Raw genomic sequence first — 13,427 nt, 5'->3', positions numbered from 1 at the left:
TTTGTTATAAATGTCGGGATGGCCCAGCCTGGTACGGCGTCGGACTGCTAATCCGATGGTCTTATGACCACCCGGGTTCGAATCCCGGTCCCGGCGTTTTTATTATTATTCATCTATTTCTTGGTCATGGTTGTACTTTAATCCAGCAGGGCAAGCATGTACTGTTACATATTTTATATCGGGTATTTTTTCAATGATATTATTTTGAACAACATGCACAATCTTATGTGAATCATTCAAGGTCATGTTTTTATCCATTTCAATATGCAATGTCACTGTTGCATATGATCCTAGATAATCTACTTTTATGTCATGAGCATTTTTAGCGTATTCGCTGCTTTCATTAGCTACTTTTTTAATTTCGTTAACAAACTCCTGTGATGGAATTCTGCCCATAATATTGTCAATATTTTCTTTACCGATGCCGTATGCTGTTTTTAAGATTAAAAATCCTATAACTAATCCTATAATTGGATCTAATATGGGGTAACCTAGGTTTGACACAATTACTCCAACTAGGATTGCAATTGATGAGAATATATCTGTCTTTTGATGTTTTCCATCAGCTACAATTGCTGGGCTATTGATTTGTTTACCTAATCTGATGATATATTCACTGATTATGTAATTGATGAATATTCCAAAAATAGCCATTCCTGCAGCATATATGTCTGGTGTTGTAATTGTTGAAGGATTAATCAATTTGTCAACTGCTCCACTCATGATTTCATAAGCGACCATTGTTAAAAATAGCATAATTACTAATCCACTTATTGCCTCAGCACGGCCGTGTCCAAGTGGATGCTCTTTATCTGCAGGTTTTTGACCAATTTTAAATCCGATATAAGCAATTATTGTTGTTGTGATGTCTGATAAAGTATGTCCTCCTTCAGAGATTAATGCATAACTTCCAGACAGCATTCCCACAATAATGTTAAAAATGGTTAAAAAGGTGTTTGCAACTATTGCTACAATTGCTGCTTTTCTACCACCTTTATTTCTTAATTCATCCATTAACTACACTCTCTTCTAAAATATCCATTGCTTTTTCGATGTTTTCGTATGAATTTGCATAGGACATACGTACATGATTATCTCCGTTGGATCCAAATGCAATTCCCGGAACTGTAATTACACCTGCTTTTGCAGCTTTCATTACAAATTCTTTATCTTCAATTCTTGGGAATACGTAGAATGCACCTTCTGCATTTACTGTTTCATATCCCATTCCGTTTAAACGGCTGACGATGAGGTCACGTCTTCTTTGGAATTCAGAAACCATTTTTTCAACTTCATTTTGAGGTCCAGTTAATGCTTCATATGCTCCTCTTTGTGCTGTTGTATTTGCACATGCAATGTTATATTGATGTATTTTAAGCAACTGTTCTGTATAATAGTCATTTGTTGTTGCTAAATAACCTATTCTAAGTCCAGTCATTGCATATGTTTTTGAAAATCCATTTAAAGTAATTACATTGTCGCCGTATTTTGCAGGAGAATAATTCTTTTTACCATAAATGATTTTTTCATATATTTCATCAGAAATTATTAGGAAATCATTATCCATGGATAAATCTGCAATCGCTTTTATGTCTTCTTTATCCATTACAGCACCAGTTGGATTTGATGGTGAATTTAATATTATTGCTTTTGTTTTATCAGTTATTTTTTCTTGTACGTCTTCTGCTTTTAATTTAAATTCATTTTCCATAGTGCAGTCAACTGGTACAATATTTCCATCAGCTAATTTCACGCATGCTTCATATGAAAGGAAACTTGGATTTGGAAGCAACACCTCATCTCCTTTTTCAATGAATGCTTGAGTACACATGAACAATCCTTCACTAGCACCTACTGTAACAATAATGTCATCCGGATTAGTATTTATCTCATTTTCTTTTTTAAACTTTTTAGAAATTTCTTCTCTTAATTCAATATATCCTTTATTTGGAGTATAATGAGTATCATTTTCATCAATTGATTGTTTCATAGCATTTTTGATATTTTCTGGAACATCAAAATCAGGCTCACCGATTCCTAAGTTTATTGCATTAGGATTTGTAACTTCAAACATTTTTCTGATTAATGATAATTCAATTGATTTTGTTCTACTTGCTGGATTTATCATATTTTTGCCTCTATTTAATTAATATATTATTTATTGTAAATTAATTTTTTTCTAAGAATTATTTTTCACATGATCCACAATTGTAACATGGACTTTCTTCACACCATGGTGTTTGCTTTAAATTTCTTAATCGTTTATTTTCTATTTTTAAAAATCTTTTATTTACGCCAACGTCAATATTGTCCCAAGGCAATGAATCATCAATATCATATTCAGGTAATAATTCTCTCCATTCTTTTAATGTTGGCTGTTTTGTTAAAGATTTCTCAATAATTGCACCAATGCCCCTATTTCCACAAGATAATATATATTGAATTAGCCCTTTTTTAGGACTTTCGCACTTAATATTATATTTCCTCATTTCTTTGTTGATATATCTAGTTTTCTTTTTAATATCCTTAAAATCGTAAGGTTCCCATTGTAATGGTGTGTGTGGTTTTGGAATGAGGGGATTTACACTAAATTTTACATTTTTAATGCTATTGTGCATTTCCGCAATATTTTTCATGTATTGGCAAAGTTCTTTTATATCATCCATAGTTTCTCCAGGAATGCCAATCAAGAAATATAATTTTATCTTAAAGTCAAGTTCAACAGCATTTTTTATTACTGTAAAAATTTTTTCTTCCAGTATCTCTTTATTGATTACTTTTCGTAATTCTTCAGTTGATTCTGGTGCAAGAGTAATTGTTTTCAATCCACTTTTTTTCAATGATGCTAAAGTTTCCTTTGTTATTGATTCAATTCTAAGTGAAGGTGTTGAAATTTGAAAACCTTCTTTTTCCAAACCACTAATCAAATTTTCCAAATTATGGTAATCTGAAACTGCAGCACCAATTAATGTGATTTTATTTATGTCGGTATTTTCACGATTTTTAATTGCAATGTCAATTAGTTTTTTGTATTCAGTTTCTCTCATGGGTCTGTATAAATATCCTGACATACAGAATCTGCAACCTCTAGTACATCCTCGAGAAACATTTAACATTATTGAATTATTGAAAATTGTCTGATAATTTTCATCATCACTTTTACTCACGATTGGTTCTGTAATGTGATATGCATCATCCATATTTTGTATGATATTTATTTTTGTATTATTGTTATACTTGGGAATGTAGATGCTTTCTATTTCTAAATATTTTTCTAAATTTTTGCCATGATTTTGATATGTATCTAAAATATTATCAATCACTGTTTCTCCTTCACCAATTACAAAAAGATCAATATAATCAGATATTGGCATTGGGTTTGCAGTTGTACATGGTCCTCCCGCAATAATCAATGGATCACTTTCATTTCTATCTTCTCTTTTAAGTGGTATTTCAGCATTTTTTAGCATGTTTAATACGTTAAAATAATCTTCTTCAAACTGGATAGTAAAGCTTATAATATCAAAATACTTGCTCGGTGTATTTGATTCTATTGATTTTGGGTTTGGAAAAATTATCCGTTCACACCAGCAGTCCTCACGCTCATTAATTTGATTGTATAAGATGTTATATCCTAATGAAGACATTGCAGTTTTATAAATGTTTGGATAAGCTAATCCCATGCGAATATCTATGCTTTTGATATTTTTTTGGAAGATATTTTTTTCATACAACATACAATCATCTATTTTTCTGTTTTTTGTGTTTTTCTGTTTTCTGATTTAAATCAGTTATTTTTGATTTATTAATCTCTTAATGAGTTATTTTTCATTATTAATTTAATGAATTTTTGAATTCCGTTATAATTAAATAATTCTTTTTGATTTTCATTGTAAATTAACATGCAATTTAAATTCTATTTTTCATGCGATTGTTTAAAATTTAAATTAAATTTAAGTTATTTAATCTTATCTTTGATTATTTCAACTTAATTGTTCTTTTATTTTAAATTAATATATGATTTCTATCTATTTTAACCTATTTAATTAATTTAAATCCGTTTTTTACTTTTTAAAGTTTTAAAAACATTTATATAATATTAAACTATATAGAGTTATCTACTCATTATGAAATATACTATATTTTAGTATAATCATATTTTACTATAAAATTTTCGTAATGAGAACCAAGAGGTGGAAAAATTTCGATAAAAAATAAAGCCTTATTTATCTCACTTGTATTGATGTTCTTCTTTATTGTAGGAGCAATTAGTGCAGCTGAATTAAATAATGCTTCAAATACAGAAGATTCAAATTTAATGACAGATGATGTTAATTCATTATCCGTTGAAAATAATTTAGAAGTTTCTAACGAGGATTCTATCTCAGAGACTAATATAGTTAATTCTCATGATGATGATTTGAATAATGAAAATGTTCAAACTTCTAATTATAATGAATCAGGTAATAATAACACCGATGGTGATGTTTTATCTGTTTCTAATGATAATACAGTATCTGCTACTCCTGCTAAAACATCTACAAAGTTAACTGTGGAGGATACTCATTATGGAAAATCCGCTACATATTTTAAAGTAACCTTGAAAGATGCAAATGGCAATGGTATCAGCAATCAAAAAATTTCTTTAAAAGTGAATGGAGTGACTTACACTGCTACTACCAATAGTAATGGTATTGCATCAGTAAAAATCACTGCTTTATCTAAAGGCACATATGATGCTGTCGTCAAATATGCTGGTAGTTCAAATTATGCAGATGTATCTCTTTCAAAGAAAGTTAAAGTATTATCTTCAGTAAGTGGAAGTGATCTTACTAAATACTATGGAAATGTTGTCCAGTATGAAGTAACATTTTGGAAAAATTATAATGCATTAGCAAATACAAAAGTATCATTTAAAGTTAATGGGATAACTTATACAAAAACTACTGATTCAAATGGAGTTGCAAGATTACCTGTTAATATTGCACCTGGAAAATACGTCATCACTACAACTAACCCATATTCTGGTGAAAAGTTGTCTAGAAATTGTATTTCCTTAAAAGATGCTACAACATTAACTCATGGTTCAACTGCTACTTACATTAAACCAAAAACAAAGTATTCTTTTACTGTAACTTTAAAATCCAAACATGGTGTTTTAATTAAAGATAAAAGTGTAGTATTCAAATATAACAATAAAAAAGTAACCGTTAAAACCAATGCGTACGGAAAAGCTACTTTATATCTTCCGACTCTTGCTAAAGGTACTTATTCTATTAGTTATTCATATTCTGGAGACAAATATTATTCAGGTTCCTCAGAATCTGGAAAATTATATGTCAAAAACCCTACTACTAAACTTACATCTTCAAAATTATCCATGCAATATAAAGATGGATCTAAATTTAAAGTTAAATTAACAAAAAGCGGTAAAGCTTTAGCCAATAAAACTGTGAAAGTCACATTTTATGGAAAAACTTATTCAATTAAGACTAATTCCAATGGTAATGCTTATTTAACTGTCCCTACAGTAAAACCAGGTACTTATGCTGTTAAATATCAGTATTTAACTTCAAGCTCTTTCGATTACTGTTATGGATCTAATAAAATAGTTGTTTCTAAACAAACTGCTAAAGTTTCAGCAGGGGATTTAGTAATGAACTATAAAGATGGTTCTGTTTATTCAGTTAGTGTAAAGAATAAATTTGGAAACCCTCTTAAAGATATTACTGTCAAACTTGTATTCAATGGAAAAACTTTTACTAAAACTACTGATTCAAAAGGTATTGCTAAATTAGCAATTGGTACTACAGGTATAGGTTATTATACTATTAAAACTACTATTTCCAGCAGTTATTATGCACATAGTGCTATATCTAAACATGTTTCAATTAAAGGAACTAAATTTGTAGGTAGTACTGTTTATGTCTCAACTGGTAAGAGTGCATCTTATTCCGTGAAATTATTGGATTACAAAAAGAATCCAATTAAAAGTACTAAAGTTACTTTCACAGTTGATAGTAAACAATATAATGCTACTACTGATTCATATGGTGTTGCTAAAGTAAAACTTGGTGTTTTATCTGATGGTGATCATAAAATTAAATATTCTCAAGGAGTATATTCAGGTTCCTCTACAATACATGTTGTAAATAGTGTAACTATTAACCAACTTATTGATGCATCAACAAAAATGCAAAAGTATATTGAGAAAAATCATAAGTTACCATCTACTGTTAAAATTGGAAGTATCAGCTATAAAACTAGTGATTATTTATATTTAGTTTCCAAAGCTATTGTACAGTTAAAATCTGGTGACAAATCTAAGATTTATGTTAAACATATTTCTGACCCAAGTAGTCCTTCATCAACATATCATGCAGGTAAATTATCTGATTACTTATCTGTTGCAAAAAATGTTGTTAAAATTGCAGAAGAAAATGGTAAAATGCCGAATTCTGTAAGTTCTAAAGTAGGTACTATTGGTTATAAAAGTTTAGTTTATGCATTTGCTCGTGTTGTTGGATTCTGTGATGATAATGGTAGATTGCCAGTGTTTGTTGAAATTAAATCTATCAAAACATCTAGTTCAAGTACTAGTATAAATTCCAAAAACACTATTAAAAGTTTAGAAGCATATCTTAAAGCAACTGCAAATTGCCAAGTGGGTAATGCTAAAATTAAAAAGTTAGTTGATAAATTAACTAAAGGATTAAAAACTCAGAAAGCTAAGGCTAATGCAATTTTCAAGTATGTTAGAGACACTTTATCATATAGTTTCTATTATGATACTAAGTATGGTGCTGTCGGTACTTTGAATGCTAAAAAAGGAAATTGTGTGGATCATTCTCATTTACTTGCAGCTATGTTTAGAACTGCTAAACTTCCAACTAGATATGTTCATGGTACATGTAAGTTTACCAGTGGAAGCACTTATGGACACGTGTGGGTTCAAGTATTGATTGATGGTACTTGGACTGTTGCTGATGCAACAAGTTCTAAAAACTCGTTAGGAAAGATAGGTAATTGGAATACTAAGACTTATAAACTTAATGGATATTATTCCAGTCTTTCATTCTAATTAACTATTTTTATTTTTTTTTTTAAAATTTTATTTTTTTATAGCCATCATTTTTTATAATAGTTCTGATAAATAGTTATTTACAAACTATTAGGACAATATTATGAATTCTAAGAAATATGATAAAGTGGCTGTTGGTGGAACTTTTGATAAATTTCACGATGGACACAAAAAATTATTATCAACTGCTTTTGAATTAGGTAACAGGGTTGAGATTGGTGTTACTTCTGATGCTTTTGGGGGATTGAAGGGAGATATTGATTCTTGTAAAGAGAGAATGAGTAATTTAAGGTCTTTTTTTGCTGATAAATCTGATTTTGTTGTGATTCCATTAAATGATCCATATGGGACCACAATTCATGATGCTGAATTTGAAGCTATTGTTGTCAGTGAAGAAACTGAACCTACTGCAGTTGAAATTAATAAGATTAGAGTTTCAAAAGGCATGGATCCTATTGATATTGTTGTAGTAAGTTTTGTACTAGCTTATGATGGAAATCCTATATCTTCAACACGAATTAGGCGTGGTGAGATTAATCAAAATGGGAATGTTGTTGAATAATCGAAAATCATATCGATATGTTTATTAATACATGTCGATATATAATTAATTACATAACATATTTATGTATATTTTTGAGGTGATTATATGGCAGTAAAAATTGATTCTGATTTATGTGGACATATCCAAGATTGTCCAGTACAAGGATTATGTATTAAACTTTGTGAGCAAGGTGCAATCATTGAAAAAGATGGGGATGTAGCAATTGTCCCTGAAAACTGTGATGAATGTGACCTTTGTATCCAAAACTGTCCAAATCAAGCTATATCTAAAGCATGAGGGATATTATGTTTAATATAGAAAGAAATGGTGAAGAACATCGTAATTTATCATATAATGATGTAAATTGTGTTGGTTGTGGAATTTGTGCGGATGTTTGTCCAACTTCTTCTTTAAGATTAGGGCCTATTGTTCCTATTGCACGTGGATTAATTGAAATGGATTTAATTTCTGTTAAAGCAGATTCATGTGTGTTCTGTGGATTATGTTCTATTGCTTGTCCGTTTGATGCATTATCATTATCTGTTGATGGGGAAGATATCAAAAAAGTAGACTCTTATCCTGTTTGGAATAAAGGAACTGTTGTTGATGATGAAGAATGTATGTATTGTGGAAAATGTCATCGTGTTTGCCCTAGTGATGCAATAATTTTCGAAAGAACTCTTCCTAAACCTGCTGATTTGGTTAGAGGTGAAATTGAAATAAATGAGGATGATTGTATATATTGTTCTTTTTGTGCAGATATGTGTCCTGCTGAAGCGATTACAATTAAAAATATTCCTACTTCATCTGTAGATAAATTAAATAACTTTATTGATGTGGATACTTCTAAATGTATCTTCTGTGGCGTTTGTAAAAGAGTTTGTCCTGAAGGTGCTATTAAACAAATTTGTTCTACTTGTATGTTAAGAGAAGAAATTGAAGTTCCAGAAATTACTGGAGATGTAATGATTTTAGAAGGTTCATGTGTATATTGTTCATGGTGTTCTGAGGTTTGTCCAGTTGATGCAATTGATATAACTAAACCATTTAATGGTAAATTAGAATTAGTTGAAACTGAAGATAAATTATGTAAAGGAGATTCTTGTCATGCTTGTCAAGATGTCTGTCCATGTAATGCAGTTTCAATTGTTGATGGAAAATCTGTAACTGATTTATCTTTCTGTAATTTATGTGGTGCTTGTGTAAAAGCATGTCCACAGAATATTAGAATTTTAACAAGAACTGATTTGAATTTAGAAAATATTAACTCCGAATCTTGGAATGAAATTTTGAATTCAACATTAGTTGGAAAATAGAGAGTTTGTCTCTCTATTTATATTTTATTTATTAAAAACTCTCTTTCTATTTTTAACAAATTATGTAAATTTGTTTGTGTTTTTTCGGTTATATTGGAAATGTAACCTGATATTATTAGTACAATAACTATTAAACCTCCTATTATTAAAATTAACTCGGCACTCCCTTGTCCTTTATTGTCAATTTCTTTTTTAAACATGTGTTCTATTGTCAAGTATTGTGTTTCTAACATCTATTATGTCATCTTTAGCTTTTAGGCTGACGTCACTTGTTTCCATATATGATCTGTATATGGTTAAAGCTAGCAATGCAATTACAAGTACTCCTCCGAAGAGCAAAATATATTCTGCTGCTCCTTGTCCTGAATTTTCGTTAATGAATTGTTTCATAATTTGCATGTTTTTTCACCAGTTTTTAAGTTAGATTTTTTACTATATTAATATTACTATTTTATAAAAAAGTAATACAGAGTTCTTTTTTTCATTTTTTCTCGAACCATTTTCGTGTTTTTTTCCATTAGGTTTATAAATAGTTATTTAGATAATTATATAATAGTTAAATATAGAGTGATTAAAAATTTATAAGGGTGAAATCGTGGGAAATACAATAAAATTAGTTTCAGGTTTTATTTTACTTGTAGTTGGTGTTCTCATAGCGTATGAGACAAGTGTGTATAATTTAGTAGATATTTTATTAGTAGTTGGTTTAATCATTGCGGTTGTTGGGATAATCATGATTATCAGCTATTTTGTTGAATCTAATGCGGATAGGACAACAAATAAAATTAAAGAATTTTTAGAGTCTAAAGAAGGTAATTCCAGTTTTGATAAAAGAAATACTGGTAATGAAGGACCATTAAAAATTCGTCGTGATTATAATGATTTTAATGATGATGAGTATGAAGATTTAGTCATTGAAGACTATGATGATTCAACTCCTAGTGAATATTATGGTAGTTCTTTAGAAGATAATCCTAAAGCAGTATTGAGAGTGGTTCCAAGAGAAGAAAAAGAAGTGGACTTGGATAAACAATTGGTTTTCACTCCAAATTATGGAAGACCATTGAAAGTTACTAGAGCTCCTAAAAAACGTCAATCTGATTATTTTGATGAAGAAGTTCCACCATTTGTTGTGGAAACTGATAAATCTGATGAAATTAGACGTGCTTTAGAAGAGCCAACTCCTATCGAAGAAGAAGTTATTGCTGCTCCTAGATTAGTTACTCCTGAAGTTTCCGCTCCTAGGGATATTAAAATTGACATTAATGATCCTGAAAGCTTGCCTGTACCAAAATCACTTAACAGTCATATTATTTGCAATGATGAAGTGATAACTTCACAAGAAGCTTTTGATCAATTAGCAGTTAATGTTAATAAAGAGATGATGTTGGAAATCCCTTCCTTATCTGTTTTATCAGATAGGTTTTTATCTCATGTTCCTACTAGTTATTCTAGAGTAATTATTGATGAATTTGATACATCAGACATGTCTTACATGTTCTTGATTTCATCTCTCTTAAAACAAGGAGTTCACATTAAAACTGTGCCTAAAGTTCACACAGTCAATTTGATTACTGATGATTCTCATGCAATGATTATTTCTGAAGGTCAAAATGATGTTGAATATGGTGCAATATATGATGATAGAAATTCCATTTCAAATATTCGTGCTAGTTTCGAAAAAACTTGGAATATTGCATCTAATCTGGATGAAAATATTATTATGGGATCTGTTGGGGGATCTGCTTAATGGAAATAAGATGGTTAGGTCATTCAGCATTTGAAATAATCAGTGATGATAATGTTAGAATTTTAATTGATCCATTCATTAGTAATAATCCGGTTTGTCAAGTTCCTGTGGAAGAATTAAATCCAGATATCATCTTGCTTACTCATGGTCATTCTGACCATTTTGGTGATGCTCTAGAAATATCCAATAGTACTAATGCTCCTATTGCATGTATTCACGAAATTTCACTCTTTTTAGCAAAACAAGGAATTAGGAATATTGGTGTTAATATCGGTGGTTCTTTCATATATAGAAACATTAAATTCACAATGCTTGAAGCTAAACATTCTTCTGACATTGATATTGTTGAAGAAACTGTTCCTGGTGGAACTGCTGCAAGCTTTTTAATAACTTTTGAAGATGGAACTAAAATATATCATTGTGGTGATACTGGGTTATTTGGTGATATGAAAGATATTATTGGTGCATTATATAAACCTGATGTGGTAATGGTGCCTATTGGTGATAAATTTACTATGGGTCCTTTTGAAGCGGCTTTAGCTACTATGTGGATGAATCCAAAAGTAGTTATTCCGATGCATTACAATACATTTCCACCAATAGAACAAGATCCGGCAATTTTTGCCAATTTTGTAAGTCAGTTTAACCCTAATATTGATATTGTGGTTATGAATCCTGATGAATATTTTGAATATAATCCTGAAGATTATCAGGATTAATTATTTTTTTCATATTTTTTTCTTAGATGATATTCCTCGTCGATATCGCATTTTCCAGATGGTAATACTCTTATGATATCATCAAGGGTTAGTAAATCATCTTCATTTATTTTATGCAATATTTTTTTAGCTATTGCTTCTTTTTTTGTAAAACCTGGTTTTAACACAACATAATTTTCGCAATGTGCTTCAAGTGCTTCAACTGGTCCTGCCATTATTCTTTTACCTTCATAATCAACAATACCAATTGCTAATTTTACTCTTGCACTTCTTATGTAGTTGCGGTGACCCCTTATTACAAATGACCCTTTTGCTAAAAATTCCCCTGCTTCAGGTGTCTTTGTAACTTGGTCTGGATTGACCCAAAATACGTCCTGTGTTGTGAATCCCATTGACCAAGCAGATGAAAATGAAGCTGCAAATTCACCTGATTCTTTAATGACATTTTCAGTTAATTCTCCACCATTTAATTTTATTGTTGTTGAACTTGCACCATGTATATCTGCGTGTAAGTAAATGTCATTTGGCTCTAAATATTTTTTCACAACCATTTCGTTACTGTTTGCATCACGTCCGCCAACAACTAGAATATTATCTGAGCTAATGAACCATCTAAGTTTTTCATACCATTTAAGATTTTTCTTAACTCTTTTTTTAGGTACTGAAACTTGTTCCATAGCTATGTCTTTTTTAGATCTGATTTTTTCAAGTTGTTTTTTGGTATTTTCAATAGCTATTAATGCACCTTTTGTTTTTCTTTTTGCTTTTTTAGCTTTTTCATAGTATGCTTCAGCATTTTCTGGTATTGTTAATTTTGGGTCCATGATTAATGAAGTATCATCAATATTTAAAGTTAAAACACCTAATTTATCAATTGATTCATAAATTTGAGCTTCCGCCATACCATCTTTTTTAGCTTTTTTCAATATTTTTCCAATATCTTTGAAAGAGTAGTCCTTATTCCTTGCTGAGTTAACAACATTTAGGATGTTTTCAATGGAAGAGTAATTAGAATAAATAACCTCTCCTTTATGTTGACTATCTTCAATTGTCTTTGCAAAATTATCGAGTGTTTCTTGTTGTAAATTTAATCTTTTTTCAAACTTCTTAACCTTTTTATTCCAAGCCGCTTCTTTTACATTTTTTATGCTGGTGTTTACTTTTTTGGAATAGAATTCATCACAGGCTTCATTGAAATCTTTGTATAATGTTTTTTCGAAGTCATTGTAGTTAACAAGGTCTAATGGAATAACATCTTCTTTGGTATCCTTTTTTACAATTTGAGGTTTTATTGATCCTTCTTTAAGATTATCAAATAAATCTCTAAGGCTTTTGTAGATTTCTGTGATTTGATTATCAGTTAATTGTGAAGTAGGTGTATTTTTATCAATGTCAATAGTGTTATTTGCTCTTTGAATAATTTCTTCTGCATATAAGCTTCCAAGTCCATTCATTGCAAGTGTTCTTACAACATCACTTTCAGTATTTTCAAATAATTCCTTTAATTCTTCTTCAGTAACTGTGATAGGATTCATTCCTCGCTCTTCGGGGAATTTGTATTCTTTTTTAGAACTAATATCTCTTGCACTTAATTGCTTTCTTTTTAATGGTTGGATAATATTATTTTCATCATCTAAAAGAATTATATTTCCTTTATCAAATAATTCAACAATTATTGTGTAATATTTATCCTTTTTAACTTTAATTTCAATTACACGATCAAAATTATGTTGTTTAATGCTTTCAACATGTGCTCCTTTAATTCTTTTTCTTAAAAGCATTGGAAATGACGGTGGTGTAGTTGGATTTTCAAGAGGATATTGGCTAGTGTGTATTCTAGAACCGCATTGCATTACTAAATCGATTCTACCAGTTCCAGGAACATGGAATCTCATTACTACAATATCACTTGTAGGTTGGAATGATTTATCTACTCTAGCACCACTTAATAAATTATTTAATTCATCACTTATTGTATAAATGTCTACATTGGACATAGATTTCATTATTAACACCT

At 30.0% G+C, this 13,427-nt stretch carries 12 protein-coding genes and 1 tRNA gene; 7 read left to right on the top strand and 6 right to left on the bottom strand.

Annotation, left to right across the window (positions count from 1 at the left end):
• Window positions 1-12: 12 nt before the first annotated feature.
• Window positions 13-96, top strand: a tRNA-Ser gene (locus tag MR875_04155).
• Window positions 97-105: 9 nt separating this feature from the next.
• Here MR875_04155 and MR875_04150 read toward each other — a convergent pair.
• Genes MR875_04150 through MR875_04140 form a run of 3 tightly spaced genes read right to left on the bottom strand, consistent with a single transcriptional unit; the run spans window position 106 to window position 3,737 of the window.
• Window positions 106-1,014: a cation diffusion facilitator family transporter gene (locus tag MR875_04150; protein ID MCI6994036.1), complete on the bottom strand. Its 909-nt coding sequence runs from the start codon at window positions 1,012-1,014 to the stop codon at window positions 106-108.
• A complete protein-coding gene (locus tag MR875_04145) occupies window positions 1,007-2,128 on the bottom strand; it encodes a pyridoxal phosphate-dependent aminotransferase (GenBank protein ID MCI6994035.1) in 1,122 nt (373 codons plus the stop codon). The genes MR875_04150 and MR875_04145 overlap by 8 nt, the downstream gene beginning before the upstream one ends.
• Before the next feature lie 58 nt (window positions 2,129-2,186).
• On the bottom strand, window positions 2,187-3,737 hold the full coding sequence (locus MR875_04140) for a radical SAM protein (protein MCI6994034.1): 1,551 nt from the start codon (window positions 3,735-3,737) through the stop codon (window positions 2,187-2,189).
• 506 nt (window positions 3,738-4,243) lie between these two features.
• Here MR875_04140 and MR875_04135 point away from each other — a divergent pair.
• From MR875_04135 to MR875_04120, 4 genes are all read left to right on the top strand, one after another.
• Window positions 4,244-7,081, top strand: a complete 2,838-nt coding sequence (locus MR875_04135) for an Ig-like domain-containing protein (GenBank protein MCI6994033.1) — start codon at window positions 4,244-4,246, stop codon at window positions 7,079-7,081.
• Between the two features lie 103 nt (window positions 7,082-7,184).
• Window positions 7,185-7,643 carry a phosphopantetheine adenylyltransferase gene (locus tag MR875_04130; protein MCI6994032.1) on the top strand — a complete coding sequence of 153 codons (459 nt, stop codon included), beginning with the start codon at window positions 7,185-7,187 and terminating at the stop codon, window positions 7,641-7,643.
• An 87-nt stretch (window positions 7,644-7,730) separates the two neighbouring features.
• Entirely contained in the window at window positions 7,731-7,922 is a 192-nt protein-coding gene (locus MR875_04125; protein ID MCI6994031.1) for a 4Fe-4S binding protein, read from the top strand.
• An 8-nt stretch (window positions 7,923-7,930) separates the two neighbouring features.
• Entirely contained in the window at window positions 7,931-8,941 is a 1,011-nt protein-coding gene (locus MR875_04120; protein MCI6994030.1) for a 4Fe-4S binding protein, read from the top strand.
• A 17-nt stretch (window positions 8,942-8,958) separates the two neighbouring features.
• Here MR875_04120 and MR875_04115 read toward each other — a convergent pair whose 3' ends face one another.
• Window positions 8,959-9,141, bottom strand: coding sequence for a class III signal peptide-containing protein (locus tag MR875_04115; protein ID MCI6994029.1), 183 nt, complete (start codon window positions 9,139-9,141; stop codon window positions 8,959-8,961).
• The gene (locus tag MR875_04110) at window positions 9,134-9,340 is read right to left on the bottom strand and encodes a class III signal peptide-containing protein (protein ID MCI6994028.1); all 207 of its coding nucleotides are present in this window, start codon (window positions 9,338-9,340) and stop codon (window positions 9,134-9,136) included. Before MR875_04110 ends, MR875_04115 begins: the two co-directional genes overlap by 8 nt.
• A 196-nt stretch (window positions 9,341-9,536) precedes the next feature.
• Here MR875_04110 and MR875_04105 point away from each other — a divergent pair, with 196 nt between their 5' ends.
• Both MR875_04105 and MR875_04100 read left to right on the top strand, forming a co-directional pair.
• The gene (locus MR875_04105; GenBank protein MCI6994027.1) at window positions 9,537-10,691 is read left to right on the top strand and encodes a hypothetical protein; all 1,155 of its coding nucleotides are present in this window, start codon (window positions 9,537-9,539) and stop codon (window positions 10,689-10,691) included.
• Window positions 10,691-11,410, top strand: a complete 720-nt coding sequence (locus tag MR875_04100) for a metal-dependent hydrolase (GenBank protein MCI6994026.1) — start codon at window positions 10,691-10,693, stop codon at window positions 11,408-11,410. The genes MR875_04105 and MR875_04100 overlap by 1 nt, the downstream gene beginning before the upstream one ends.
• Here MR875_04100 and MR875_04095 read toward each other — a convergent pair.
• Entirely contained in the window at window positions 11,407-13,416 is a 2,010-nt protein-coding gene (locus MR875_04095) for an NFACT family protein (protein ID MCI6994025.1), read from the bottom strand. The two genes, MR875_04100 and MR875_04095, sit on opposite strands and share 4 nt — an antisense overlap.
• Window positions 13,417-13,427: the final 11 nt, after the last annotated feature.

The organism is Methanobrevibacter sp., assembly GCA_022775905.1.
Classification (GTDB): Archaea; Methanobacteriota; Methanobacteria; order Methanobacteriales; family Methanobacteriaceae; genus Methanocatella.
This window is presented reverse-complemented; position numbering and strand designations above follow the sequence as displayed.

Bases quoted from the DNA above. Each gene is read 5' to 3' on its own strand.
- MR875_04150 (MCI6994036.1), bottom strand. From the start codon at position 1,014: ATGGATGAATTAAGAAATAAAGGTGGTAGAAAAGCAGCAATTGTAGCA.
- MR875_04145 (MCI6994035.1), bottom strand. From the start codon at position 2,128: ATGATAAATCCAGCAAGTAGAACAAAATCAATTGAATTATCATTAATC.
- MR875_04140 (MCI6994034.1), bottom strand. From the start codon at position 3,737: ATGTTGTATGAAAAAAATATCTTCCAAAAAAATATCAAAAGCATAGAT.
- MR875_04135 (MCI6994033.1), top strand. From the start codon at position 4,244: ATGTTCTTCTTTATTGTAGGAGCAATTAGTGCAGCTGAATTAAATAAT.
- MR875_04130 (MCI6994032.1), top strand. From the start codon at position 7,185: ATGAATTCTAAGAAATATGATAAAGTGGCTGTTGGTGGAACTTTTGAT.
- MR875_04125 (MCI6994031.1), top strand. From the start codon at position 7,731: ATGGCAGTAAAAATTGATTCTGATTTATGTGGACATATCCAAGATTGT.
- MR875_04120 (MCI6994030.1), top strand. From the start codon at position 7,931: ATGTTTAATATAGAAAGAAATGGTGAAGAACATCGTAATTTATCATAT.
- MR875_04115 (MCI6994029.1), bottom strand. From the start codon at position 9,141: ATGTTTAAAAAAGAAATTGACAATAAAGGACAAGGGAGTGCCGAGTTA.
- MR875_04110 (MCI6994028.1), bottom strand. From the start codon at position 9,340: ATGCAAATTATGAAACAATTCATTAACGAAAATTCAGGACAAGGAGCA.
- MR875_04100 (MCI6994026.1), top strand. From the start codon at position 10,691: ATGGAAATAAGATGGTTAGGTCATTCAGCATTTGAAATAATCAGTGAT.
- MR875_04095 (MCI6994025.1), bottom strand. From the start codon at position 13,416: ATGAAATCTATGTCCAATGTAGACATTTATACAATAAGTGATGAATTA.